Annotated in this window: 18 protein-coding genes; 10 read left to right on the forward strand and 8 right to left on the reverse strand. The window is 71.5% G+C overall.

Annotation, left to right across the window (positions count from 1 at the left end; translation table 11 throughout):
* Position 1: 1 nt before the first annotated feature.
* Positions 2-1,033 carry a hypothetical protein gene (locus tag GTY96_RS37725; protein ID WP_235685751.1) on the reverse strand — a complete coding sequence of 344 codons (1,032 nt, stop codon included), beginning with the start codon at positions 1,031-1,033 and terminating at the stop codon, positions 2-4.
* A gap of 87 nt (positions 1,034-1,120) precedes the next feature.
* Here GTY96_RS37725 and GTY96_RS20850 point away from each other — a divergent pair, with 87 nt between their 5' ends.
* Entirely contained in the window at positions 1,121-2,308 is a 1,188-nt protein-coding gene (locus GTY96_RS20850; RefSeq protein WP_161665589.1) for a cytochrome P450, read from the forward strand.
* Positions 2,309-2,335: 27 nt separating this feature from the next.
* On the opposite strand, the gene GTY96_RS20855 is transcribed toward GTY96_RS20850, so the two are convergent.
* From GTY96_RS20855 to GTY96_RS20870, 4 genes are all read right to left on the reverse strand, one after another.
* Entirely contained in the window at positions 2,336-3,184 is an 849-nt protein-coding gene (locus tag GTY96_RS20855) for an aldose epimerase family protein (protein ID WP_143900345.1), read from the reverse strand.
* Positions 3,185-3,188: 4 nt separating this feature from the next.
* Entirely contained in the window at positions 3,189-4,844 is a 1,656-nt protein-coding gene (pruA, locus tag GTY96_RS20860; protein WP_161665590.1) for an L-glutamate gamma-semialdehyde dehydrogenase, read from the reverse strand.
* A 147-nt stretch (positions 4,845-4,991) separates the two neighbouring features.
* A complete protein-coding gene (locus GTY96_RS20865) occupies positions 4,992-5,390 on the reverse strand; it encodes a response regulator (protein WP_161665591.1) in 399 nt (132 codons plus the stop codon).
* Between the two features lie 150 nt (positions 5,391-5,540).
* Positions 5,541-5,828 (reverse strand): hypothetical protein, encoded by a 288-nt coding sequence (locus tag GTY96_RS20870; RefSeq protein ID WP_143900339.1) that lies wholly within the window; start codon positions 5,826-5,828, stop codon positions 5,541-5,543.
* A 510-nt stretch (positions 5,829-6,338) separates the two neighbouring features.
* Between GTY96_RS20870 and GTY96_RS20875 the strand changes: the two genes are divergently transcribed.
* The 7 genes from GTY96_RS20875 (at position 6,339) to GTY96_RS20905 (ending at position 14,141) form a co-directional block, all read left to right on the forward strand.
* A complete protein-coding gene (locus tag GTY96_RS20875) occupies positions 6,339-9,989 on the forward strand; it encodes a serine/threonine-protein kinase (RefSeq protein ID WP_143900337.1) in 3,651 nt (1,216 codons plus the stop codon).
* A gap of 27 nt (positions 9,990-10,016) precedes the next feature.
* Positions 10,017-10,700, forward strand: coding sequence for a 2-hydroxychromene-2-carboxylate isomerase (locus tag GTY96_RS20880; protein WP_143900335.1), 684 nt, complete (start codon positions 10,017-10,019; stop codon positions 10,698-10,700).
* On the forward strand, positions 10,697-11,347 hold the full coding sequence (locus GTY96_RS20885; protein ID WP_161665592.1) for a hypothetical protein: 651 nt from the start codon (positions 10,697-10,699) through the stop codon (positions 11,345-11,347). The genes GTY96_RS20880 and GTY96_RS20885 overlap by 4 nt, the downstream gene beginning before the upstream one ends.
* A gap of 74 nt (positions 11,348-11,421) precedes the next feature.
* Positions 11,422-12,618, forward strand: coding sequence for an acetyl-CoA C-acetyltransferase (locus GTY96_RS20890; RefSeq protein WP_161665593.1), 1,197 nt, complete (start codon positions 11,422-11,424; stop codon positions 12,616-12,618).
* 54 nt (positions 12,619-12,672) lie between these two features.
* Positions 12,673-12,888, forward strand: coding sequence for a hypothetical protein (locus tag GTY96_RS20895; RefSeq protein WP_014399195.1), 216 nt, complete (start codon positions 12,673-12,675; stop codon positions 12,886-12,888).
* A 186-nt stretch (positions 12,889-13,074) separates the two neighbouring features.
* On the forward strand, positions 13,075-13,272 hold the full coding sequence (locus GTY96_RS20900) for a hypothetical protein (protein WP_143900329.1): 198 nt from the start codon (positions 13,075-13,077) through the stop codon (positions 13,270-13,272).
* A gap of 134 nt (positions 13,273-13,406) precedes the next feature.
* Positions 13,407-14,141 (forward strand): DUF1751 domain-containing protein, encoded by a 735-nt coding sequence (locus GTY96_RS20905; RefSeq protein WP_143900327.1) that lies wholly within the window; start codon positions 13,407-13,409, stop codon positions 14,139-14,141.
* A 4-nt stretch (positions 14,142-14,145) separates the two neighbouring features.
* Here the strand turns inward: GTY96_RS20905 and GTY96_RS20910 are convergent, their stop codons facing one another.
* Positions 14,146-15,786: a sigma-54-dependent Fis family transcriptional regulator gene (locus tag GTY96_RS20910; protein WP_143900326.1), complete on the reverse strand. Its 1,641-nt coding sequence runs from the start codon at positions 15,784-15,786 to the stop codon at positions 14,146-14,148.
* A 145-nt stretch (positions 15,787-15,931) separates the two neighbouring features.
* Between GTY96_RS20910 and GTY96_RS20915 the strand changes: the two genes are divergently transcribed.
* Positions 15,932-16,807, forward strand: coding sequence for a DODA-type extradiol aromatic ring-opening family dioxygenase (locus tag GTY96_RS20915; RefSeq protein WP_143900324.1), 876 nt, complete (start codon positions 15,932-15,934; stop codon positions 16,805-16,807).
* A gap of 36 nt (positions 16,808-16,843) precedes the next feature.
* Complete coding sequence (locus GTY96_RS20920) at positions 16,844-17,467, forward strand: YceI family protein (protein WP_143900322.1); 624 nt, start codon at positions 16,844-16,846, stop codon at positions 17,465-17,467.
* 119 nt (positions 17,468-17,586) lie between these two features.
* Here the strand turns inward: GTY96_RS20920 and GTY96_RS20925 are convergent, their stop codons facing one another.
* Both GTY96_RS20925 and GTY96_RS20930 read right to left on the reverse strand, forming a co-directional pair.
* Positions 17,587-18,333 carry a hypothetical protein gene (locus tag GTY96_RS20925; RefSeq protein ID WP_143900320.1) on the reverse strand — a complete coding sequence of 249 codons (747 nt, stop codon included), beginning with the start codon at positions 18,331-18,333 and terminating at the stop codon, positions 17,587-17,589.
* A gap of 418 nt (positions 18,334-18,751) precedes the next feature.
* Entirely contained in the window at positions 18,752-25,258 is a 6,507-nt protein-coding gene (locus tag GTY96_RS20930) for a DUF6982 domain-containing protein (protein WP_161665594.1), read from the reverse strand.
* Positions 25,259-25,296 lie beyond the last annotated feature (38 nt).

A 25,296-nucleotide genomic window follows, 5' to 3' on the forward strand; every position in this document is an offset into this window, starting at 1 on the left:
GCTACTGCGCGGTGGCTGCGTTCCAGACCTCGGAGACGCGGCCCACCTGGTCGAACGCGCAGTGCGCGGCGCCCGGGATGACCTTGTCGTCCACCGGGAACTGGAGCCCACCGAAGTACGCCTCGGCCGCCTGGATGTCCTGGAGCAGGAAGTCCTGGTCGCCGTAGGTGAAGTAGAACTTCGTGCCGCCGCGCAGCGACGCGTTCGCCGCGTCCCAGTCCATGCTGCCCGTCCACGGCTTCTCACCGCCGCAGCTCAGCGCGTAGACGCCCGGGTAGCGGTCGCCGTAGCGCGGCAGGAAGCTGGCGGTCAGCTCGATGGAGCCGCCCGACGAACCGCCGAACAGGATGGGGCCGTCCTGGATGTCCCAGCCCCGGCGCAGCGCTTCGATGAGCCCCACCAGCTCCGCAGCGTTCTTCCCCTCCAGGTCGCGCGCCTCCACCGGCGCCTCCGTGGTGCAGTCCGTGCGCTCCGGCACCGTCCACCACGCGCACTTGTTGGGCGCGAGCGCCGTCACGTAGAGCGTGTTGTGCCCGTAGGTCCAACCACCGTGCGTGAACAGCGAGCGGGGGTTGCTGCCGGTGTACGTTGCGGCCCCATCCCCGTGCAGGTAGATGGCCAGCCGCATCGGTCCGGGCGCGATGCCCGCCTTCGGCTCGATGAGCTTCACCTCCGTCGCGCCCACCTGGGCCACGCAGTACGTCAGCGTTCCCGCGTCCGTGCTCACCGTGGCCGTCCGGCTGCAAGGAAGCTTGCCGGAGCCATGCGAGCTGCCCGTGCCCGCGTCGGTGCCGGCGTCGACACCCGCGTCGGTGCCAGCGTCCACGCCCGCGTCGGTGCCGGCGTCGACACCCGCGTCGATGCCAGCGTCCACGCCCGCGTCGGTGCCAGCGTCCACGTCCGGGCCAGCGTCCACGCCCGCGTCACTGCCTGCGTCGGCGCGGATGCCCGAGTCAGGCGTGGATTCATCAGGGTCGTCGGAGCAGGCGGAGAGACCCAGGGCGAGGACGGCGGCGAGGACGAAACGGGACATGTGACTCGATGGATTGAGGAGGCGAAGCCTCTGTTGAGCAGCCAGTATAACGGGTATAGTTTTCCAGTCTGGAAAGGAAATTATTCCATGGGCGGACGCGTGAACCTGATGGCGCCGGAGGTCCGGGCCAACCCCTATCCCGTCTACGCGGAGCTGCGGCGCACCGCGCCGGTGTGCCAGGTGGAGCCCGGGGGGCTGTGGGCGCTCACGCGCTTCGAGGACGTGGCCGCGGCGTTCAAGAACCCGCAGGTGTTCTCCTCGGCGGGGGTGCGCACCACCACGGCGCCGCCGTGGCTGGGCCACAACCCGTTCTCCGAGTCGATGATCGTCCTGGATCCGCCGCACCACATGCGGCTGCGCACGCTGGTGAGCCGCGCGTGGACGCCCGCGGCGGTGAACCGGCTGGAGCCGCGCATCCGGAGCTTCGCGCAGGCCCTGGTGGAGCGCCTGTCCCCGGAGCGCGAGGTGGACTTCGTGGACGCCTTCGCCATGCCGCTGCCCGCGAGCGTGATTGGCGAACTGTTCGCGTTGGATCCTCAGTTGACCGCCCGCTACAAGCGCTGGTCGGTGGACCTGTCCAGCGTGTCCGGCACGACGGAGAAGGACACCCACCGGCACGACTCCATTCGCGCCACGGTGCGTGAGATGGAGGACTACCTCTCGGAGGTCGTCTCCGAGCGCCGACGCCAGCCTCAGGACGACATGGTGTCGGACCTGGTGAAGACGCGCGTTGACGGCGAGGCGCTGTCCGACGCGGAGGTGATGAGCTTCCTGTTCCTCTTGGTGGTGGCGGGGTTGGAGACCACCGTGCAGCTCGTCAGCCACTGCGTGCGCCTGTTGATGGAGCAGCCGCACCTGATGGCCCGGCTGCGCGAGCACCCGGAGCAAGTGCCGCGCTTCGTGGAGGAGGTGCTTCGCTACGAGCCCTCCGTGCACGGGCTGGTGCGCGTCACCACGAAGGCGACGGAGGTGGCGGGCGTGGTGATTCCGGAGGGCGCGCGCGTGGCGCTGATGATTGGCTCCGCGTGCCGCGACGGCGAGCGCTTCAAGGACCCGGACACCTTCGACATGGACCGCGAAGGCGTGAACAACATGCCCTTCGGCCACGGCATCCACTTCTGCCTGGGGGCGCCGCTGGCCCGGCTGGAGGCGCGCGTGGGGCTGGAGGTGCTCCTGTCGCGCTTCACGCGCTTCACGCCCACGGGCCCGGTGAAGTGGAACACCTCCCTCACCGTGCGCGGCCCGCTGACGATGCCCCTCATCCCACACGCCTGAGCGCGCGCGGGACGAAGGGCTGGACGCTCACGCTTCGATGTCGAACGCGAGCGACACGCGCTCGCCGGGGGCCACGTGCAGCAGGCCCTCGCCGGTGGCCAGCGCCCCGGCGGCGGCGGTCCACGGCTCCACGCAGACGAAGTCCTTGCCCCGCAGCGTCCACACGACGAGCAGGCGGAACTCCTGGCTCCACGTCAGCTTCACGGGCGGCAGGCCCGGCCCGCGCTCCAGCACCGTGCCCGGCGCCGAGTGGTCGCGCAGGTGCATGTCCACCTCCGGCTGGGTGAGGTCCAGGCCGGTGAAGGGCACCTCGTGCTTCGCGCGGTTGTCCCATGCGTGCGTGGCGTCCGTCTCCACGCGCGCCTGGGCCTTGTTGCCTTGGGGCACGCGGAAGTACGGGTGGTAGCCCAGGTGCAGCGGCAGGGGCCGCGTGTCCCGGTTCTCCAGGTCGAAGTCCAGCGTGAGCCGGCGGCCCGTGAGCGAGAACGCCAGCTGCGCGTCGAAGGCCCACGGGTACTGGCGCAGCGTCTCCTCCGAGGAGGACAGCCCCAGCACCAGCAGCGAGCCCTCCGACTGGCGCACCTGCCACGGCAGCTTCCGCGCGAAGCCGTGCTGCGGCAGCGTGTACGCCTTGCGATCCGCCGGGTACGTGTCCCCGGGCAGGGGGCCGGCGATGGGGAAGAGCACGGGGATGCCCCCGCGCACGTTCTTCGTGAGGTCGCCGACGGTGCTCTCATCCAGGTAGAGCACGTCCTCGCCGTCCACCACCATGCGGGTGACGAGCGCGCCGCGCGTGGGGATGATCTCCACGCGGCAGCCGCCGTCCTCCAGCGCGTGGGTCTCCAGCCCCGCGATGCCCGGGAACGGTCCGCTCATGGGACTAGCGGGCCCCGTCCTTCGGGTCGCTGTCCATGAAGGGGTAGGGCACCGCCACCGGCGGCGCGAAGTTCTCCTTGATGGTGCGGGGGCTGGACCAGCGGAACAGGTTGACGATGGAGCCGGACTTGTCGTTGGTGCCGGACGCCCGGCTGCCGCCGAAGGGCTGCTGGCCCACCACCGCGCCCGTGGGCTTGTCGTTGATGTAGAAGTTGCCCGCCGCGCTGCGCAGGCCGCTCATCATCTGCTCGATGGCCTTGCGGTCGCGCGCGAAGATGGCGCCCGTGAGCGCGTAGCTGGCGGACTGGTCGCACTCCTTCATCGTCTCCTCGAGCTTCGCGTCCGGGTAGACGTACACGCCCACGAGCGGCGCGAAGATCTCCTCCGTCATGATGCGGTGGCGCGGGTTCGTGCACTGCACCAGCGTGGGCTGCACGAACCAGCCCTCGCCGCAGTCGGTGCCTCCGCCCGCGAGGATGGTGGCGTCACCCCCGGACTTCGCCAGCTCGATGTACGAGGACACCTTCTTGAACGAGCGCTCGTCGATGACGGCGCCCATGAAGTTCCGGAAGTCCGCCACGTCGCCCATCTTGATGTCGCCGATGAGCGCCTGGAGGCGGGGCTTCAGCTTCGGCCACAGGGACTCCGGCACGTACACGCGGCTGGCCGCGGAGCACTTCTGGCCCTGGTACTCGTAGCCGCCACGCACGATGGCCACCGCGAGCGCCTCCAGGTCGTCCGCCGCGGACGGGTGCGCGAAGATGAAGTCCTTGCCGCCCGTCTCACCCACCAGCCGCGGGTACTGCTTGTAGCGGCCGATGTTCTCTCCCACCGTCTTCCACAGGTGATTGAACGTGGGCGTGGAGCCGGTGAAGTGGATGCCGCCCAGGTGGGGGCTCGCCAGCACCGGGTTGCCCACCGTGGGTCCGTCGCCGGGCAGCATGTTGATGACGCCGTCGGGCAGGCCCGCCTCGCGCAGCAGCTCCAGGCCGTACCACGCGCTCAAGGCCTGCGTGGAGGACGGCTTCCACAGCACCACGTTGCCCATCAGCGCGGGCGACACGCAGAGGTTGATGGCGATGGAGGTGAAGTTGAACGGCGCGACGGCGAACACGAACCCGTCCAGCGGCCGGTAGTCCGTCATGTTCCATACCTGCGGGGAGTTCTCCGGCTGGATGGACAGGACCTGCTGCGCGAAGTGGACGTTGTAGCGCAGGAAGTCGATGAGCTCGCACGCCGCGTCGATCTCCGCCTGGTGCGCCGTCTTCGACTGGCCCAGCATGGAGGACGCGTTGAGCAGCGGGCGGTAGCGCGTGGTGAGCAGCTCCGCGGCGCGCAGGAAGATGGCCGCTCGCGCGTGGAAGGGCATCCGCGCCCACTCCTCCTTCGCGCCCAGGGCGCTCTGGATGGCCTGCTCCACGTGGCCCGCCTCGGCCTCGTGCAGGGTGGCCAGCACGTGCTGGTGCCGGTGCGGCATGCGCACGGTGTCCGTCTTGCCGGACTTCACGTGCTTGCCGCCGATGACGACCGGAATCTCGATGTGCTCCCCGCTCATGCGCTTGAGCGTGGACTGGAGCTCCGCGCGCTCCGGGGTGCCGGGGGCGTAGGAGAGGACGGGCTCGTTCTTGGGAGCCGGGACGCGGGGGAAGGCGTTGAGCACGCGGGGACCTCAGGGAGGAAAAGGAAGGTTGGGCAAGGTATAGCCCTCCCACGTTCCCAGGTCAGCGTCAGAAGCCAGGGGCGTCCGCGCCGCGACACAGCACCGGTGCGTGTCCTCCACCGGCCGTATGTCCAGCGTGCGTCCGGCTCAGCCCTCGCCCGCGGCCTTGGCCGTGGCGCCCCGCGCGCGCTGCAGCACGGCATGAAGCTGCGCGATGAGGTACGGCGGCTTCACGGGATTGACCAGGTACGCGTCCGGCTGCGGCTGTCCGGGCTCCAGGTCCGAGCGCGGCGCGTAGCCGCTGACGAACACCACGGGCAGATGCGCCAGCGCCGGCTCCGAGCGCACGCGGCGGCACAGCTCATACCCGTCGATGCCCTCCATGTTCACGTCCGACAGCAGCACGTCCGGCGGCTGCGCGAGCGCGTGCGCCAGCCCCGCTTCCCCGTCCGCCGCCACCGTGCAATCGAACTCGCCGGACAGCAGCAGGCGCAGCGTCTCGCGCATGGTCCAGGAGTTCTCCACGATGAGGACCTTGGGCTTCACGGCGCATCGACTCCCGGGGAGGGGACCGCGGACTGCGAGGGGGACCTGCGCCGCACAGCATCCCCCCGCCGTGCGCACCGGGCAAGAGGTCCCCCTTCACCCGCGAGAATTCGCGAAAGCCTCCACCTCACGGGTTCGCCCGTCAGCCCCCTACGACTCCGGCGGCGGATTCCGGAGCCCCCGCCGGGAAACCTCGGAGTCCGGCTCCTCGTCGCCCCGCGCCTCGCGCTCGGGGACCTCGGCCGCCTCCCATTCCTCGCCGCGCTCGACGTCCGCCTCCCACGGCGTCTCCTCTAGGGGGCCGGGGTTGACGTCCGGGTCACGGGCCGCGGCCGCGGAGCGTTCGCGGGCCTGCTCCGCGGCGGCGCGGTCCTGCGCGTCCTCCAACTGCCCCCGGTCGCGAGGTTGGAAGTTCCTGCTGCCCTTGTCCGAGGCCATGGTGCCACCCCCAAGGCGAAGGTGGACCGTGGCGGAGCGGGCGGGCAACGGCGGTCCCTGGGGAGGCCGGGCCGTCCGGTCGTCCAGGTGCGAGGAGGGAGGGCGCGCGGGATCGCCATGCGGGCGCGGATCCACCCGGGCGGCGCTCGCGTCCCGCCGCGGCCGCGTGGGCGCCAGCGCGCGCTCAACGCGCTTGTGACGTCTGCTGCGGTGCGGCAGGGCGCAGGCCGTGCATCCGTCCCAGGGTGGCGTCCTCCCCGGAACAGAAGCGGCTGCTCGGCAAGCGCCCGGGCACGCCCATGTGTTTTCTTCCAGCGAGACGGTGAACCGGGGACTAATGGCAGAGCGTGCACCTGCTCGGATGTCCCGGAGGCGGTGTCACTGAAACGTGCTATTCCTCCGACGTCTGGATTCTGGCCGGAAACGGCCAGCCCTTTGCGCGTGAGCGACGACGAGAAGACAACGGTCCTGGACGAGCGCACCCGGCCTCCGAGCACGTGGGGGGACCGGATGCGTACGCCCATCACGCTGCCGGGTTCGGGCGTGGGGGAGCGGCGCTCGCTGGTCCCGGGCGTCATCGTCACCGGGCGCTACCGGGTGGAGTCGCTGCTGGGCGAAGGCGGCATGGGCCGCATCTGGCTGGCGGACGACCTGCAGGAGCGCCGCCGCGTGGCGCTCAAGGAGATGCACGTCCCGGCGGAGCTGTCCGCGGCGAAGGTGGAGGAGCTGGTGCTGCTGTTCCGGCACGAGTTCTTCGCCATGAAGAAGCTCCAGCACCCGTCCACGCTCAAGGTGTTCGACTGGGGCATGACGGAGGCGGGCAACCGCTTCATCACCATGGAGGTGGTGGGCGGGCAGGACCTGAGCACGCTGGTGCGCGAGGCGCCGCTGGACACGCGCACGCTGTACCGGGTGCTGATCCAGATGGCGCAGGTGCTGGCGTTCATCCATTCGCGCCTGTACGTCCACTGCGACATCAAGGCCAGCAACGTGCGCATCACCGAGTCCGGCGCGGTGAAGCTGATGGACTTCGGCGTGATGCACCAGCTGGGCACCCCCAGCCCCGGCAAGCTGAAGGGCACGCTGGAGTACCTGGCGCCGGAGTGGCAGCGGGGCGCGAGCATCGACGGCCGCGCGGACCTGTACTCGCTGGGCGTGATGGCCTGGTACCTGGCCACCCGCAAGCTGCCCTTCAAGCGCGCCAGCCCCGCGGTGCTGCTCGCGGACCACCTCACGCGCCCGCCGCCGCGCCCCTCCACGCTCTGCCCGGTGGACCCGCAGCTGGAGGAGATCATCCTCCTGCTGATGGCGAAGGATCCGCGCGAGCGCTTCCAGGACGCGGGCGAGCTGCTGGAGGCGCTCTGCCACGCCAGCGGCGAGCCCGTCCCCGAGGAGCCGCTGTCCGCGCGCGCCAGCTACCTGCACGTGCCGGAGGTGGTGGGGCGGGAGGCGGAGCTGGAAGGGCTGATGAACGGCCTGGCGGAGGCGGACTGGGGCCAGTCGCGCGCGGTGCTGGTGGGCGGGCCCGCGGGCGTGGGCAAGACGCGGCTGCTCCAGGAGTTCGAGCTGCAGGCGAAGCTGGCGGAGCTGCCCTTCGGCCGGGGGCAGTGCCGCGCGGAGGGCCTGGCGCCGCTCGCCCCCGTGGCGCAGGCGCTGCGCTGCCTGGTGCCGCACACGCCCGGCGAGGTGATGGACCGGGTGGGGCCCCGGCTCGCGCGCCTGCTGTCGTCGGACGGGTACGAGGGCGACCTGCACGAACAGCTGCTGCGCGACGGTTCGGAGGAGAAGGCCGGCTTCTTCGAGGCCCTGTCGGAGTGGACGCGCACGCTCGGCGAGCGGCAGTCCTTCGTGCTGTGCTTCGAGGACCTGCAGTGGGCGGACAGCGCGACGCTGGAGGCGCTCAACGTCCTCATCCGCGCGCTGCACGGCACGCGCGGCATGGTGGTGGGCACGTTCCGCTCCCACGAGCTGTCCCGGCTGAGCCTGGCGTTCCAGACGGTGGATGAGAAGCTCACGTCCCGCGTGGACCTGGAGCCGCTGTCCGCCGAGCACGTGGCCACGCTGGTGGAGCTGGTGCTGCCGGGGCTGGGCATGCCGGAGGGCTTCGTGCAGCGGCTGCACGCGACCACGGGCGGCAACGCCTTCTTCGCCACCGAGTGCCTGCGCATGCTGGTGGAGGCGGGCGCGCTCAAGCGCGTGGGCGGGCGCTGGCAGGCGGAGGAGGGGCTGGGGACGCGCGCGCTGCCGTACAGCATCCAGGAGACGGTGCTGGTGCGGCTCGCCAGCGCGCCGCCGGAGCAGGTGTCGCTGCTGCGCAAGCTGGCGCCCGCGGGCCGGATGCTGGACCTGCCGCTGGTGCGCGCGCTGTCGGGGCTGCCGGAGGCGGAGCTGTTCGCCGTCCTGGACGGCATCGTGGAGCGGCAGTTCCTCCAGGACGTGGAGGGCCGCTTCGTCTTCACGCACGACACCGTGCACCAGGCCGTCTACGACAGCACGCCGGAGGCGGAGCGCCGGGGCCACCACGGCCAGGTGGCGCGGGCGCTCCAGGCGCTGCCCTCCGGACGCGCGGGGGTGGTGCGCGCGGTGGGCTGGCACTTCGCGCGCTCGGACGCGCCCGCGGAGGCCATCCAGCCGCTGCTGGAGGCGGGACAGGCGGCCATCGAGGCGCAGGCGCTGCTGGAGGCCACGCTGCTGCTGAAGGAGGCCGCGGGGCTGCTGGAGTCGGCGCCGGACTATCCGGGGCGCTCGGAGCAGCTGCTGCGCACGTGGGTGTCGCTGGTGGAGGTGGGCTACTCCAGCGACCCGCCGACGTCGGTGGCGTACGCGGAGCGGCTGTTCGCGCACTGGGCGGCCACGGTGGACGTGGCGGCGGGCCGCCAGGAGGCGCTGTCTCGGCTGGAGTCGGCGCGCACGGCCACGCCCGCGGAGCGCCAGGAGCTCTTGTGCCCGCTGTTCCGCGAGGTGTCGGCGAACGCGCGCATGACGCCGGTGGATGTCTTCTGGAAGCGCTCGGAGCTGCAGATCCTCCAGGGCATGGCGCTGGCCATCCTGGGGCGCACGGACGAACTGGAGGCGCTCTTCGCGCGCGTGGCCGCCGAGCACCCGGAGGACTCGCCCTACCGGTCCGGGCTGTCCATCGCGCGCGCGACGCTGAGCGCGTACACCGGCCACTGGGCGGGCGGGATGGCCGAGCAGCGCCATCAGGTGCGGCGGCTGCGGGACTTCCGCGACGCGGTGGGGCGGCCGCCCCGGCGGCTGGCCTGGGCGCTGGGCATGGGCGGCTACCTGCTCAACGCGAACCTGGCCCTGCGCGGCGAGCCGCTGGACGAGGACGTGCTGAAGGACGGGCTCCAGCTGGCGGAGGCCCACGGCTTCACCGACGTGCGCGCCTACCACCTCTTCGCGCAGGTGGCGCGCGCGGTCTTCACCGGCGACGGCGCCGCGTTCGCGTCCGCGCTCTCGCAGAAGACGGAGCTCATCCGGCGGCTGGGCAGCCCCCGGCTGATGGAGCGCAACGTGGCGCTCTTCACGCCGCCGTACTACCTGGAGCGCGGCGAGCACGAGCTGGTCGCGGCGGTGGTGTCGCGCGGCGAGGCGCTCTCCCGGCTGTTGCCCGGGGACCGCTGGCTGCGCGCGCACGTGCTGGTGTACCAGGCGTGCCGCGACGTGCTCTTCGAGGACGCGGGCGCCGCGCGCGAGTCGCTGCCCCGGGCGCTGGACGCCGCGCGCCAGGGCGGCCTGCGCATGGAGACGCTGCTGCGCGTGTACCAGTCGCGCTTCGAGCGGGACCAGGGCCGGCTGCCGGCCGCGCTCGCCGCCGCCGAGGCCGCGCTCGCGCGCGCCTTGGACCCGCTGCTCGCGAACCCGTGGGATGAGATCCTCGCCCGCCGCGCGCTGGCGCCGCTGGTGTCCCAGGAGGAGGGGGACGGGCACCTGCGCCGCGCGCGCCTCCTGGCGGAGTCCACCGGCAACGTGCTCCAGATGGGGCTGGTGTACCTGCAGACCGCGGAGCGGCTCACGACCCCGGAAGAGGTGGTGCGGGAGCTGGAGATCGCCGAGCGCGCCTTCGCCACCGCCCGGGCCACGCACCTCCAGATGCTGGCCCAGTCCCTGCGCGGTCCGTTGTCGCGTCAGCAGGAGGACGTGAAGCAGAGCGCCTGACGGCGCCGTCATGGCTAGGATGGCCGCATGGCCTCCTCTTCCCCCCTGCGCTTCTGCCTGGACTACCTGTCCCCGTACGCGTACCTCGCCTGGCTGAGGATGCCCGCCATCGCGGCGAGGCACGGCCGCCCGCTGGAGCCCGTGCCGGTGCTGCTCGCGGGGCTGCTCAACGCGGTGGGCTCCATCGGGCCCGCGGAGATCCCCGCCAAGCGCGTCTACGTCTTCAAGCAGACGTTCCGCATCGCGCACGAGCAGGGCGCGCCCTTCTCGCTGCCGCCCTCGCACCCCTTCAACCCGCTGCTGTCCCTGCGCGTGACGGCCGCCGTGGACGACGTGGCGGAGCGGACGCGGCTCACCACCGCGCTGTACTCCGCCGCGTGGGGCGAGGGCCGGGGCATCGAGACGCCGGAGCAGGTGGGCGCGGTGCTCGAGGCCGCGGGCTTCGACGCGAAGGCCCTGCTCGCGGCGGCGGCGACGCCGGAGGTGAAGGACCGCGTGCGCGTCAACACCGAGGCGGCGCTGGCCGGGGGCGCCTTCGGCGTGCCCTCCGTGCTGGTGGACGGCGAGATGTTCTGGGGCGTGGATTCGCTGGGCCACCTGGAGCGCCACCTGGAGGGCCGCGACCCGCTCACCCCCGAGGCCCTGGCGCGCTGGCAGGACCTGCCCGCCACCGCCGGCCGGCGCCAGGATGGAAGAAAGCCCCGTCCGTGAACGTGCTCGGGCAGCTGGGCGTCGCCGTCGCGGGCCTCGTGCTGGCTGGCGTGCTGCTCGCCCTCAACTTCTGGCGCGCGCTCCTCTTCCTCTTCCCCCACACGGTCCGGGTGGAGCCGGAGGCCCCCGCGGACCAGATGAACCTGCCGGACGCGCTGGCCCCCCTGGCGGGCCAGCTCCAGGCGCTGGGCTTCACCCCCCTGGGCAGCCACGAGGAGAAGCCGCTCCTCCAGAAGGCCACCCGCTCCTACGACTGGGCCCACGCCGGGGAGCGCGTCTTCGCCACGCTCCACCTGGGGAACGGAGAGGGGCCCCGGCTCTACCTGCTCACCCCGCTGGCCTCCGGGGGCTTCGTGGTCACCGCCAGCTACCGGCGGCCCGCGTTGGACCTGCCGGGATACCGCTCCGGCTCGCTGGAGGACGCCTCACCCGAGCGCCTGTTGCGCGCGCATGTGCGACGGCTGGACGGCTGGGAGCCGGCGGGCCCGGAGGCCTTCAGCTGGGAGGGGCGGGTCCAGGCGGGCCGGGCCTGGTACCAGGGCCTGGGCCGCAAGGAAATCCGCCGCCAGAACCTCCAGGGACTGTTGTGGACGGCCATCGCGCTTGCCATCGTCGCCAGCGCCTTCCTGGGCCAGCGCGCGGGCTGACGGCCCCCTGGGTGCTTTTCCACGTCACGTCGTGCGTGCACCCGGCGCCCTGGAAGAGTAGGGAGACGAGCACCATGAAGAGCGTGTCCAAGAACGAGGAAATCTACTTCCTGTCCGGCAAGCGCACCCCGTTCGGTACCTACGGTGGCAGCCTCAAGGACCTGAGCGCCACCGACCTGGCCGTGGAGTCCGCGAAGGCGGCCCTGGCCCAGGCGGGCGTCTCCCCGGAGCAGGTCGAGCACGTGGTGTACGGCAACGTCGTCCAGACGAGCTCCGACGCCATCTATCTGCCGCGCCACGTGGGGCTGCGCACGGGCGTGCCGGTGCCGGTGCCCGCGCTGGGCGTCAACCGGCTGTGCGGCTCCGGGTTCCAGGCCTTCGTCACGGCCGCGGAGATGATGCTGACGGGCGGAGCGGAGTGCGTGCTCGCGGGCGGCACGGAGTCCATGAGCCAGGCGCCGCACGTCATCCGGGGAGCGCGCTGGGGCATCCCCCTGGGCAAGGGCGGGCTGGAGGACATGCTCTGGACGGCCCTCACGGACAGCTACACCGGCCAGGCCATGGCGCTCACGGCGGAGCAGCTGGCGGTGGACTACGGCCTCACCCAGGACGACGTGGACCAGTACGCGGTGCTCACCCAGAAGCGCTTCGCCGCCGCGCAGGAGGCGGGCCGGCTGGGGGATGAGATCGCGCCGGTGACGCTCAAGGGCAGGAAGGGCGACACGGTGGTGGCGAAGGACGAGCACAACCGCCCGGAGACCACGGTGGAGGGCCTGCGCAAGCTGCCCAAGGTGTTCAAGAAGGACGGCGTGGTGCACGCGGGCGCGGCCAGCGGCATCTGCGACGGCGCGGGCTCCATGGTGATGGCCACCCGCAGCTTCGTGGAGAAGCACGGGCTGAAGCCGGTGGCGCGGCTGGTGAACTGGGGCGTGGCCGGGTGCGACCCGCGAATCATGGGCATTGGCCCGGCGCCGGCCATCCGCAACCTGCTCCAGCGCGCGGACGCGAAGCTCACGGACGTGGACCTCTTCGAGGTCAACGAGGCCTTCGCGCCCCAGTACCTGGCGGTGGAGAAGGAGCTGGGCCTGCCACGCGACGCCACCAACGTCAACGGCGGCGCCATCGCCGTGGGCCACCCGCTGGGGGCCTCCGGGGCGCGCATCACCATGACGCTGGCGTACGAGCTCAAGCGCCGGGGCGCCCGCTATGGTATCGGGTCCGCCTGCATCGGCGGGGGCCAGGGCATCGCGGTGCTGGTCGAGGCGCTCTAGGAGCGCCGCGGGGCGACGGGGTACGGGGCAGACGACTTCCGGACGGGACGTGAGATGAGCAACGAGGTGGACGCGAAGACGGCCCGCGAGCGGGCCAAGGCCATCGCCGAGCAGCGCCGCGCCGAGCGCCGCAACCGCAAGCGCCGTTGCGTGGTGTGCGGCGTGGAGGAGAGCGACAAGACGCCCCTGACGGCCCACCCCGAAGGCATCGGTCCCGCCTGCAAGGACGAGGTCACCTGTCAGGCACGCCGCGCCGCCGCGGGCCGCTGACGGCCCGCGTCCCCCCTCGTCCGCCCGCCACACTGTTGGCGGGTGGACGCAAGCCGGGCCTCCCGCCCGGAGCGGCCCGCCAGCGAGGTGGGGCATGCTTCCGGAGCCGGATTGTCGGGCCCGTTTCTTGATGGCGCCCGCGACTCAGGGTAAACGTTCGTAATCTCTGGTGACACGAGGGTTGGAATGGGCGTTATCAGCTTCACGGGCGTCAAGGTGTTCTCCACCACGCTCGCGCGCGATCGCGAGAACATGGGCGAGAACATCACCAAGTGGCTGAAGGAGAACTCCTCCGTGGACATCGTGGACAAGATCGTCACGCAGTCCTCGGACAAGGAGTTTCACTGTCTGACCATCACGCTCTTCTACCGTCACAAGGCCTGAGGGCCTCCGGCCGGTCTGAAGAAGGCGTGGGATGCGAGGGCGCTTCTCCCTGAGGACATCGGGGTGGGGCGCCCTTCATCGTTTCTGGATTTGGGGTTGCGGTCCGGACGGGCTTCCACCACCTTTGGGCCTCTATGCGACCCATGCGGGGCTTCAACAGGGGAGGAGGCGGCGGCTTCGGCGGCGGCTTCCCTGGCCTGGATTCGATGGCCGCCAAGCTGGCGGTGGGGTTGGTGGCGTTCTCCGCGCTCTTCCTGGCGACGCAGCGGGGCCAGGGCGCGCTGCTCTTGCTCAACCCCCGGGACGTGCTGGGGCTGCGCGTGTGGGAGCTGTTCACCTACGCGTTCGTCGCCACGGACCCGCTGGGCATCGTCTTCGGCGCCATCATCATCTGGTCCATTGGCGGCTTCCTGGAGTCCACCTGGGGCGCCAGGCGCCTGCTGATGGCGTCGGTGGGCATCACGGCGCTCGCGGGCCTCATCACGGTGCTGCTGTCGCTGGTGATGCCGATGGCCAGCTACTACGCCGGCGGCACGGTGATGACCACGGTGCTGTGGGTGGCGTACGGGCTGGTGATTGGCCGGGGCCAGACGAACTTCTGGGGCATCCCGCTGACGGGCAACTGGTTCGCGGCGATTGGCGCGGGCTTCACCGTGCTGCGGCTGCTCACCGCGCCGGCCTGGCAGGTGCTGGCCCCGGAGCTCATCAGCCTGCCGCTCGTGTTCGCGTACGTGCACGGCGCGAGCCCCAAGCGGCTGATGCTCCACCTGCAGCACTGGCGGCTGCAGCGCCAGCTGCGCGACCGCTCCAAGCACCTGCGCGTGGTGGACCGCGACCGCTCGCGGGACCGCGACCAGTTCCTCAACTGAGGGGCTAGTGGGCGGCCTCCGGGTGGCCGTACTGCTTGAGCTTCCGGTAGAGCGTGGCCACCCCGATGTCCAACTGCTCCGCGGTCCGGGAGCGGTTGCCGCCGTTCTGCGCGAGCACCGCGAGGATGTACTCCTTCTCCATGTCCTCCAGCCGGCGCGGGTTGCCGGTGGGCACCAGGCTGGGCGGCGCCGCGCGGACCTCCTCCGGCAGGTCGTCGCGCTCCACGCGCGGGCCTTCGCACAGCACCACCGCGCGCTCAATCGCGTTGCCCAGCTCGCGCACGTTGCCCGGCCACGGGTAGCGCAGGAGTTGATCCGCGGCGTCGGGAGCGAGCCCGTTCACCCGGCGGCCCAGGCGCTCGCCGGCCTCCGCCAGCAGCAGCCGCGCCAGGGGGAGGATGTCCTCCCGTCGCTCGCGCAGGGGCGGGATGCGCAGCTCGATGACGCGCAGCCGGTAGAAGAGGTCCTGGCGGAAGCGGCCCAGGCGGACCTCCTCCGACAGCTCGCGGTTGGTGGCGGCCACCACGCGCACGTCCACCTTGCGGCTGGTGTTCTCGCCCACGCGGCGCACCTCGCGCTCCTGGAGGACGCGCAGGAGCTTGGCCTGCATGGCGGCGGGGACCTCCCCCACCTCATCCAGGAAGAGGGTGCCGCCGTGCGCCGCCTCGAAGAGGCCGGCCCGGTCGTGCGTGGCGCCGGTGAAGGCGCCCTTCGCGTGGCCGAACAGCTCGCTCTCCAGCAGGCTCTCCGTCACGGCGGCGCAGTTGACGGCGATGAAGGCCTTGTGGGCGCGGCCGGACTCGTCGTGGATGAGCCGCGCGATGCGCTCCTTGCCCACGCCGCTCTCGCCGGTGACGAGCACCGTGGTGTCCACCTTGGCCGAGCGCCGGGCCAGGTTGAGCACGCGCTGCATGGCCTCCGCGCGGGCCACCATGCCCGCCGGGTCCTCCGTTACGCCGGACACCCGCGCCAGGGACTGCCGCTTCGCGCGCAGCTTGCGCTCCGCCTGCCGCAGCGCCTCCGTCACCTGTCCGAGCACGCCCTCCATGCACTGCGTCTCATAGAAGCGCAGGAACTCCGTGCACTCGGTGCTCCACTCCTCCTGGGGCCGGCCCACGATGTGGCAGAGGGCGTCCCCCTTGCCCACGCACTTCAGCTCCGCGCAGTAGATGGGTTTGCCGTTGCAGTAGCTCATGTACCCGGACGCGAAGCCGGTGAGGCTCCAACACACCGGCTGATCCGCCTGCCCCAGGTGCAGGAGGTGCTGCTCGGCTTCATAGGAGTCGCTCCACTGCGCCTCCGCGAAGGGCTCCGGGCCGTCCTTGTCCGTCCGCTCGATGCGCTCCACGCGCACCTGGCCCATCAGCGTGTGCAGCCGGCCGCCCGCGCGGCGCCACTCCGCTTCGTCCGTCCACGGCACCGCGGACTTCATCGCCTCCGCCGTGCGCCAGCCGTGCGCGTAGCCCAGCCGCGTGAAGATGCCGCGCGCCGCCGTCATCCCCAGCATCCCGATGAGCTCCTTGCGCAAGAGTCCCAGCGCCACCGGGTCCATCAGCAACGCCCGCTGCCCGGCGAAGTGGATGACGCCCCCCTTCGGCTCGAACGCCAGCAACTCCCTCAAGTCCAGCCCTTCCAGACCCACCACGGTGTCTCCCTGAATCGTTTCAGACTGATGCGTCTCTCTATCAATCTGAGAGGTGTTTCGCAGGGCTGGAATCAGAGTCCGAGTGCTTTCAATGGGTTGACGTGTTTGATGCGTTGGTCCTGGGGTTGCAGTAGAAGGCGCCACGATGGGTTCCGGGGTGGACAGACGCGAGGTGTTGCAGGGCGTGGCGGCCGCCGGGGTGGCGGGGGTGATGGGGCCTGGGCGCTCGGTCGTCCAGCCGGTGGCGCCGGCGCTGTTCGTTTCGCATGGCTCGCCGATGACGGCGCTGGACTCGGATGAGTACCCCCAGGCGCTCCAGCGCTTCGGTGCGGGCGCGGGTCCGGTGAAGGCGCTGGTGGTGGTGTCCGCGCATTGGGAGACGGAGGCCCGCGTGCACGTCACCGCGATGGCGGCCCCTCCGCTCGTCTACGACTTCTACGGCTTCCCGGAGGAGATGTACCGGCTGCGCTACGCGCCGCCGGGGGCTCCTGCCCTGTCCCAGGACGTGGTGGCGCGGCTGTCCGCGGCGGGCGTGCCCGCGGTGGCGGATGGCGAGCGCGGCCTGGACCACGGCGTCTGGGTGCCCCTGCGGCACGCGTTCCCCGAGGCTCGCATCCCGGTCATCCAGGTGGCGCTGCCGGCGGAGGCCTCGCCCGCGGTGGTGGCGCGCATGGGCGAGGCGCTGCGGCCGCTGCGCGCGGAGGGCGTGCTGCTCATGGGCAGCGGCGGGGTGGTCCACAACCTGCGCCGGGTGAATTTCAGATCCAAGCTGGCGTCGGTGGAGCCATGGGCCGCCGAGTTCGACGCGTGGGTCGCGGGAAAACTTGCCGCGCGTGATGACGTGGGGCTTCAGTCGTGGATGGATGCACCGAATGCTCGGGTCGCGCATCCATCCCCCGAGCATTGGTTGCCCATCTACTTCGTCCTCGGAGCCGCCCTCCCCGAGGACCGTCTCACCCCCGTGTTCGAGGGCTTCCATCACGGAACCTTGTCGATGCGCAGCTTCGCGCTGCGCGCCTGAACCTCGCAGTCCGCAGTCCTCCCAGGAGTTCACACCATGAAGATGTCGCTCAAGTCCGCCGTCACCCTGCTGGCCGTCGCCGCCCCCTCGTTCGCCTTCGCGTCCGCGTGGGAGATTGACTCGTCGCACTCCAGCGCGCAGTTCGGCGTGAAGCACATGATGGTGTCCACCGTGCGTGGCACCTTCAGCAACGTGAAGGGCACCGTCAACCTGGATGACAAGGACATCACCAAGTCCACCATCGAGGCGACCCTCGACGCGACCACGGTCAACACCAACGAGCCCAAGCGCGACGAGCACCTGCGCAGCCCCGACTTCTTCGACGTCGCGAAGTACCCGACCATCACCTTCAAGTCGACGAAGGTCGCGAAGGCCGGCAAGGACAAGCTGAACGTCACGGGCGACCTGACGATGCACGGCGTGACGAAGCCTGTCGTGCTGGCCGTGGAAGGCCCGACGCCCGAGACGAAGGACGCGTGGGGCAACGTGCGCCGCGGCGCCACGGCCACCACGAAGATCAAGCGCAGCGACTTCGGCCTGACCTGGAACAAGGCGCTGGAGGCCGGCGGCGTGGCGGTGGGCGATGAGATCAGCATCACGCTCGACCTGGAGACCACGAAGAAGGCCGAGGAGGCCCCGGCGGCCAAGGACGCGAAGTAGTCCTTTCGTTTCGCCGCCCATCCGGGCTGCTGAAATGAAGAGAGGGGCCTCGGTGACGAGGCCCCTCTTTTTTGTGCATCCGCAGGGAGGACCTGGGCCGTCGCGCGCGCACGGCCCCTTTAGTGACCTGCCCAGGCGCGGAGCTTCGGGCATTCCACGTTCGCGGTCAGCCCCTCCATCGCGCTGACCATGATCGCGCTGGCGTCCATCGGATTAACCCTCCTCACCGCGTCAATGACGTCATGGAGCCGCGTGTCCAGGCTCGGGCCACGTTCGGAGAGAATCCGCGCGATCGCGGCCTCCCACACCTCCCTCGAGGGAACCGCATCGCCAGGGATGGCGGCGGACATGGCCTGGCAGAGCACCACGGCGCTCTCCTTGAACCTCGCGAGCGACGCCTTCCGCTCGGCCTCGGTGGTGCGGAAGCGCGCCCACACCGACACCTCCACCGACGACTCCCCATCGACGGGGGGGAACGTCCACTGCCGCGCCAGCTCCTGAGCACACCCCGGATCGATGAAGGCCCCACGCACCTTCATCGTCGACTCGACGGAGCTGAGCTTTGCCACCGTGCCGTTGGCGTCGATCACGAAACGGAACAGGACCCGGTCGTCCGCGTCCGCGGGCGCCGTCCACGGAGCGGACCGTGTAGGCCCCTCCTTCTGCGGGACCTCCGCGGTGAGGCGCGGACAGACAGTCAGGGCCTGGCGCTGCGCATCGAAGACCCGGCGGACGGCATTGGGAGAAAGCCCGGGGGTCGTTTCGACGCGCTCCGCGGCGGAGACCTCGGCCGCGCGGGCGGAGAAGGACGAACAGCTCAGCATGAGCAGCGCGGCGAAGCATCGAGGGTTCACGTTCCGGAACATGGCTCACACGATAAGCGGAACGACGGGAGCGGGAGAACGCCGCGGTCGACGCGAAAGCGCCGACGCCTGGGCGGCATCGAGGAGAGCCTGGGGACTTGAAAGGGGGCCCTCACGCGCGAGTGGGTCCGCCCGTATGCACTGATGCGCGACGCCCTGCGGGCAACCGCCTCCCACGGGTACTCCCGCGCGCGGGTCTCTCGGTGGAACGAGCGCGGTCTGGAGGTGCGGGAGTGCGACGCCGGCTCGCTGCCCGGGTCCGCGGGACGCGCCGACATTACCGGGCCACGGGGCATGGGCCGGCGCTTCCGCGCCGACCCAGGTCGCTACCTCCGAAGCATCGCGCAGGAACTCAGGCCCTGTTTGCTGGCGTCGTTCCTGTGCGCGGTGGGGCGGGGGAGGCCCGCCCCTGCCTCACGCTTCAGCCCTCGGCGACGGCCTGCACGCTGGAGCGGTAGATGAAGATGCGCGCGGTGTTGGTGCGGGTGTCGGCGGGGATGACGAAGAAGCCCGGGGTGGGGCCCTTGAAGTCCTGGGAGAAGCCGGCGACCTGGCGACCGTCATTGAACGTGACGCGGATCTTCGAACCCTCCGCCTGCGGCTGACGGGCGCCCGCGGCGAGCATGAAGAAGATGGCCTTCACGCGCTTGCCGGGGATGCGCTCCGGGGCGAAGCCGCTCTGCTGCTCCAGGGAGATGGTGTCCTCCAGCAGGTCCGCGTCGCGGATGGTGCCGCGCTTCACCTGGCCTTCGACGGTGTGGATGATGACGCGGTGCTCGCCCTCCACGAAGGAGTTGGTGGAGCCCGCGAGTCCCTCCGTGGGCATGTCGAAGAGCGCGTCGTCCACGGGGCGCAGGTGGTTGGCGGACGCTGGCGTCGCCATCACAGGCGTCGCGTGGGCCATGGGCGCCGGACTCCGCGAGGCGGCGGGCGGCGTGAGCCGGGCCACGGGCAGGGAGGCGCGCGGCGGGGCCGGAGGTGGTGGCGCAGGAGGCAGGGCGGGCTCCTCCTCCTCCTCGACGAGCTCGATGTCCGCGATGGGCTCGGATTCGGGCTCCACCTCCTCGACGTCCAGGGCGGGCATGGCGTCGAGGACAGGCTCCACGTCCACTGCGGGCTCTTCCCAGCCGGAGGACGGAGGAGGCTGGGCGGCCCAGGTGGGCGCGGTGATGTCGGTGAGGGAGACCTCTTCCTCGGCGACGGGCTCGCTCCATTCAGCGGCGGCGGGCGGCGGCGTCTGCCATGCGCCCGGGGCGGGCGCGGCCTCCGCGGTCATCCATTCAGGTTGGGCCTCCTGGGGTGCGGCCCAGGCGGAGCGGGCGGCCGGGGCCTCCGGTGCGCTCCATTCCGGTGCGGCGGGAGGGGACGCCCATTCAGAGGCGGCTTCCTCGACCGGGGCATCCCACGCCTGCTGGGCGTCGGTGGCCTGCTGGGCCCACTCGGACTGGGGCTCGAGGGGTGCTTCTTCCGCGGCGGCCCATTCCGGCGATGCGGTGGTGGGCGCGGTGCCTTCGGCGGTGGCCCATTCCGGCTGCGCGTCGAGCGGAGCTGCTTCCGAAGCGTTCCAGTCCGTCGGGTCGGCGGCAGGCGCCGAGCCATCGGCGGTGGCCCATTCCGGCTGGGCTTCGACGGGAGCGCCTTCGGTGGAGGACCACTCGGGTTGCGCGGCGATGGGGGCGGCTTCGTCGGTGGAGTTCCACTCCGTGGCGGTTGCCGAGCCTTCCGCCGTGGCCCACTCAGGCTGTGCCGTGACGGAAGCCGGCTCCTCGGCGGTGGTCCACTCTGACTGCGCGGCGACGGGAGTGGCTTCTTCCGCCGTGGCCCACTCCGGCTGCGCGGCCGTGGATGCGCTCTGATCAGCGGCGGTCCACTCCGGCTGCGCGGAGGGAGGTGCGGCCTCGTCCGTGGCAGCCCATTCCGTCTGCGCGGCGATGGGCTCGGCTTCTTCCGTAGAGGCCCACTCGGACTGCGCGGCGATGGGGGCGACTTCTTCTGTCGAGGCCCACTCGGACTGCGCGGCGACGGGGGCTACCTCTTCCGTGGCTTCCCATTCCGTCTGCGCGGCGATGGGCTCGGCCTCTTCCGCGGTGGCCCACTCGGGCTGCGCGGCGATGGGGGCTGCCTCTTCTGTCGTAGCCCACTCGGGCTGCGCGGCGATGGGCTCGGCTTCTTCCGTAGAGGCCCACTCGGACTGCGCGGCGATGGGGGCTGCTTCTTCCGTCGTGGCCCACTCGGACTGCGCGGCGATGGGTTCGGCTTCTTCTGTCGAAGCCCATTCGGACTGCGCGGGGACTGGTGCGGCCTCTTCCGTGGCGGCCCACTCGGACTGCGCGGCGGTAGGCGTGCTTTCGTCGTCGGTGGCCCACTCGGGCTGTGCGGCGATGGGTGCGGCTTCTTCCGTCGCGGCCCATTCGGGCTGTGCGGCGGCAGGTGCGCTTTCGCCCTCGGCGGCCCACTGCGCCTGCGCGGGGACCGGTGCGGCCTCTTCCGTCGCGGCCCATTCGGGCTGTGCGGCGAGGGGTGAGGCTTCTTCCGTGGCGGCCCACTCGGGCTGCACGGCGGTATGCGCGCTTTCATCAGCGGTGGCCCACTCGGGCTGCGCGGCGATGAGTGCGGCCTCTTCCGTCGTGGCCCACTCGGGCTGCGCGGCGATGGGCTCGGCCTCTTCCGCCGTGGCCCACTGCGACTGCGCGGCGAGCGCCGAGGGGGCTTCCTCGGTCGCCCATTCGGGCTGTGCCTCGATGGGTGCGGCTTCTTCCGTGGCAGCCCATTCCGTTGCCGGGGCGGCAGGAGCGGCTTCTCCCTCGGTGGCCCATCCCGACTCGGCTTCGAGGGGCGTGGCTCCCGCGGAGCCGGCCCATTCCGACCGAGCTTCCGCTGACGTGTCACTCGCTGAATCAGATCCGGCGGTCGCTTCCGTCGTGGCCCACTCGGACCGGGCCTCGATCAACGGAGCCTCCGACGTGGTGGCTGCCCACCCGGCATCGGTGGCTGGGGTCCCCCACGCGGCTTCGTTCGTTCCGGTCGCGGTTGGCTGTTCGGTCGACGGAGTGTTGGACCACTCCGGTGTTGCGTCTTCCGAGGCCGACGCGGCCCACTCGGGCTGCCACTCGATGGGCGCGGACGCTTCGGACGGCTGTGCCCACGTCGGGGTTTCGGCGGCGGGCTCCACGGCGTCGGAGGCCCACTCGGGCTGCAGCTCGATGGCCGCCGATGCATCCTGCAATCCGACGGTCGCGGTCGCGTCGGAAGGTTCGCCCTCGGCGGACCACTCCGCCTGTGCATCCTGGCTCGCGGTGTTCCAGGCCGACTGTTCGGTGGACTGCGCCTCGGCGAGGGATTCGCTCGCGGTGGCCAGTGGCACGGCCTCGTCGGCGCGGCCGTTCAGCTCGCCCCACTGTTCCGACGCGACCGCCGTGTCCGCTTCCAGCTCGACGTCATCCGTGCCGATCTCCACCGTGTCGGCTTCGATGTCGGGTCCAACCGGAATGCTGCGGATCCGCAACGACGGGATGCCCGATTCATTCGCGAACGGGGAGGGCGGCGCGGTGAGCAACGGCTGCTCTTCTTCGGCGCCCAGGTCGACCGCGTCGAAGGTCGGAGTCTCCGTGTCCGAGGCTTCCGTCACCGTGTCGCCAGCGCTCCATGCCGCCGCACCACCTTGCGCGACGTCGCTCGCATCCAGGGCGATCTCCTCGGCGGGCAGTTCCGTCGAGGTGGCGCCATCGGCCTGCCACGTCGCCACGGAAGGGTCCGCGTGGAGCGCGCTCACTTCAGCGGAGGTCTCGGCCGGTGCCCCATCGCTCTGCCACGTCGATGCGACATCGTCCGAGCCGAGTGCGATTTCCTCGGAGGGGGCCTGCGTGTCGGGCTGCCACTCCGCCGCGACATCGCTCGCTTCGAGCGAGATCTCTTCGGCAGGCGTCTCCGCCGCAGCGTTCGTGCTGGACGGCCACTCCGCCGTGCTGGACGAACCGCCGTCGACAGGAGCTCTCGACTGCTCAGCACTGGTGGGCTGCCACTCGGTGGCGACATCCTCGGAGTCGAGAGCGATCTCCTCGGAGGCCGCCTGCGCCGATGCATCGCCATGGGCCTGCCAGGTCGCGACAGCTCCCGAGTCGGGCGAACCTCCCTCGGCCGTCGAGCCACTGTCGGACTGCCACTCCGCCGCGACCTCGCCTGCGTCGAGCGAGATCTCCTCGGCGGGCGTCTCCGCCTGAGCGGAGTCACCCGACTGCCACTCCGTGGCGACGTCATTCGCGTCGAGCGTGACTTCATCCACGGCAGCTTGTGCCGAAGCCTCGGTGTCTGACTGCCACTCCGTGGCGACTTCGTTCGCGTCGAGCGCGATGGCGTCGGCAGGCGCTTCCGGGGTCACACCACCGTCGGCCTGCCACGTCGCCGCGACCTCGTTCGAGCCGGCAGCGCTTTCTCCGGAAGGGGCTTCCGTGGGAGCACTCGTGTCGGACTGCCACTCCGTCGCGACATCCTCGGACTCGAGCGCGATCTCCTCGGCGGGGGCTTCCGCCGAAGCATCCGCACCGGACTGCCACTCCGTGGCTACAGCGCTCGACTCAAACGCACTCGGCTCGGCGGACGCTTCGGTGGAAGCGCCGGTGCCGGACTGCCACTCCGCGGCGACATCCTCCGAACCCAGCGCGATCTCTTCAGCCGGAGCCTCAGCGTTCGTCTGCCACGTCGCAGCGACGTCGCTCGATGCGTGCGCGGAAGCGTGCGTGTCACCACCGGACTGCCACTCCGCCACGCTGTCGTGCGCGGTGGCATCCGCCTGCGCGCCATCACCGGCTTGCCACTCCGTGGCGACATCGCCCGAGCCCAGCGCGATCTCTTCCGCCGGAAGACTGGTGTCGGACTGCCATTGCGCCGCGCTGCCGTGCGCGGCGACATTTGCCTGCGCGCCATCACTGGCCTGCCACTCCGTGGCGACATCGCCCGAGCCCAGCGCGATCTCTTCCGCCGGAGCACTCGCGCCAGCTTGCCACTCCGTCGCGCCGCCGTTCGCCTGAGCGTCACCGCCGGTCTGCCACTCCGTCGCGCCGCCGTCCGCGGTGACATTCGCCTGAGCACCATCAACAGGCTGCCACTCCGTCGCGACATCGCCCGAACCCAGCTCGATCTCTTCGGCCGAAGCACTCGTGCCGGCCTGCCACTCCGTCGCGCCGCCATGCGCCTGAGCGTCACCACCGGCCTGCCACTCCGCCGCGACACCGTGTGCCTGAGCGTCACCACCGGTCTGCCACTCTGTCGCCGCGACACCGTGTGCCTGAGCGTCACCACCGGTCTGCCACTCCGCCGCGCTGCCATGCGCGGAGGCATCCGTCTGCGCCTCACCCGCGGCCTGCCACTCCGCCGAACCCCCGGGCTCGGGCTGCCACTCCGTGGCGACGTCCTCCGTGCCGAGCGCGATCTCTTCCGCTGGAGTCGCCGTCTGGGCGTCACCGCCGGCCTGCCACGTCGCCGCGTGGGCCGTCTCCGGCTGCCACGCTTCGGCGACATCGCCAGCCTCCAGGGCGATCTCCTCCGCGGGCACTTCCGTGGCCTCGGCGCTGTCGGTCCACGCCTCCGCGATATCGCCCGCGCCGAGCGCGACCTCTCCACCCTGATTCGACGCTCCCGCGACCGGGGCCGCATCCGCCCCCCATGCCGCGTCGCCGCCGCTCACGTCGGTGGCGATCTCCTGCGCCGACGCCTCGAGCACCGCCTGATCCGCGGGCGCGGCGGCCTCCGTCGTCGCGACGTCGCTCCAGTCCCAATCCGCCGACCCACCCGGGGCCGTCGCCGCCGGCTCCACCGCCAGCGGCGCCGCGTCGAGCGCGCTGTCTCGAGTCTCCTCGGGGTCCACCGCCAGGGGCGCCGCGTCCCACGCCGCGTCCATCGGGGCAGGCGACAGGTCCTCGGCCATCACCGCCTCGGCCTCGGGCTCGGCCTCCAGCAGCGCCGCTTCTCCCGCCGCGTGCTCGGCGGAGGCCAACGCCTCGGCCATCGGATCCAGACCCGAGGTCGCCGGGGCCTGGGCCTCCGACTCGACCTCCATCGACAGGTCCGCGAACGAGTCCTCCAGCGAAGGCTCGGGCGCGGCGGCCACCGGGGCCGGCGTCGCCGTGGACAGCCCGGAGAAGTCCTCCTCGGCGCCCGTATCCCACGCTTCCGCCACCGGCGCCGGCGCCGCCGCGGGCTGCTGGGGCATCCACGGCGCGGGTTCACTCAGCGAGGGGATGTCGACGTCGTCGGTGCTCAGGTTCAGGCTGTCCGGCTCCACGGGCGCCAGCGGGGCATACCCACCCTGCGGCTCCCCCGTGCCCTCCGCGTAGCCCGTCCAGCCCCCTGCGTTCGGATCCACCGGGGCCGCGTTCGGGTCATACGCCGCGTTCGGGTCGTAGCCCTGCTGCGCCCATGCCGCCGCCGCGTTCGGATCATAGGCGGCCGCGTTGGGGTCATAGCCGGCGGGGTAGGCGTACCACTGGCCGTCCTCGCCGTAGTAGCCCTGGGGCTGCTCGTAGCCGGCGGGGTAGGCGTACCACTGGCCGTCCTCGCCGTAGTAGCCCTGGGGCTGCTCGTAGCCGGCGGGGTAGGCGTACCACTGGCCGTCCTCGCCGTAGTAGCCCTGGGGCTGCTCGTAGCCGGCGGGGTAGGCGTACCACTGGCCGTCCTCGCCGTAGTAGCCCTGGGGCTGCTCGTAGCCGGCGGGGTAGGCGTACCACTGGCCGTCCTCGCCGTAGTAGCCCTGGGGCTGCTGCTCGGGCTGGGCCCACGCCTGGGCCGCCGCCGCGGTGTCCGCCGCGTCCTGGATGCCCAATAGGCCGCGCAGCTCGACCCAGCGAGCTTCCTCGACGGCGGACAGGCTTCCCAGCTTCCGCTTCTCATCCAAGAAGCGGAATTCTCTCATCGCGGCGCGCGTATCGGACATCCGTCACCTTGCTGCGCCAGCGTCCAACGGGGACCGCC

The organism is Corallococcus silvisoli, from assembly GCF_009909145.1.
GTDB classification, from domain to species: Bacteria; Myxococcota; Myxococcia; order Myxococcales; family Myxococcaceae; genus Corallococcus; species Corallococcus silvisoli.

Excerpts from the sequence above, each read along its gene's own strand:
- GTY96_RS37725 (WP_235685751.1), bottom strand. The coding sequence starts at position 1,033 with ATGTCCCGTTTCGTCCTCGCCGCCGTCCTCGCCCTGGGTCTCTCCGCC.
- GTY96_RS20850 (WP_161665589.1), top strand. The coding sequence starts at position 1,121 with ATGGGCGGACGCGTGAACCTGATGGCGCCGGAGGTCCGGGCCAACCCC.
- GTY96_RS20855 (WP_143900345.1), bottom strand. The coding sequence starts at position 3,184 with ATGAGCGGACCGTTCCCGGGCATCGCGGGGCTGGAGACCCACGCGCTG.
- GTY96_RS20870 (WP_143900339.1), bottom strand. The coding sequence starts at position 5,828 with ATGGCCTCGGACAAGGGCAGCAGGAACTTCCAACCTCGCGACCGGGGG.
- GTY96_RS20875 (WP_143900337.1), top strand. The coding sequence starts at position 6,339 with ATGCGTACGCCCATCACGCTGCCGGGTTCGGGCGTGGGGGAGCGGCGC.
- GTY96_RS20880 (WP_143900335.1), top strand. The coding sequence starts at position 10,017 with ATGGCCTCCTCTTCCCCCCTGCGCTTCTGCCTGGACTACCTGTCCCCG.
- GTY96_RS20890 (WP_161665593.1), top strand. The coding sequence starts at position 11,422 with ATGAAGAGCGTGTCCAAGAACGAGGAAATCTACTTCCTGTCCGGCAAG.
- GTY96_RS20895 (WP_014399195.1), top strand. The coding sequence starts at position 12,673 with ATGAGCAACGAGGTGGACGCGAAGACGGCCCGCGAGCGGGCCAAGGCC.
- GTY96_RS20900 (WP_143900329.1), top strand. The coding sequence starts at position 13,075 with ATGGGCGTTATCAGCTTCACGGGCGTCAAGGTGTTCTCCACCACGCTC.
- GTY96_RS20905 (WP_143900327.1), top strand. The coding sequence starts at position 13,407 with ATGCGACCCATGCGGGGCTTCAACAGGGGAGGAGGCGGCGGCTTCGGC.
- GTY96_RS20915 (WP_143900324.1), top strand. The coding sequence starts at position 15,932 with ATGGGTTCCGGGGTGGACAGACGCGAGGTGTTGCAGGGCGTGGCGGCC.
- GTY96_RS20920 (WP_143900322.1), top strand. The coding sequence starts at position 16,844 with ATGAAGATGTCGCTCAAGTCCGCCGTCACCCTGCTGGCCGTCGCCGCC.
- GTY96_RS20925 (WP_143900320.1), bottom strand. The coding sequence starts at position 18,333 with ATGTTCCGGAACGTGAACCCTCGATGCTTCGCCGCGCTGCTCATGCTG.
- GTY96_RS20930 (WP_161665594.1), bottom strand. The coding sequence starts at position 25,258 with ATGTCCGATACGCGCGCCGCGATGAGAGAATTCCGCTTCTTGGATGAG.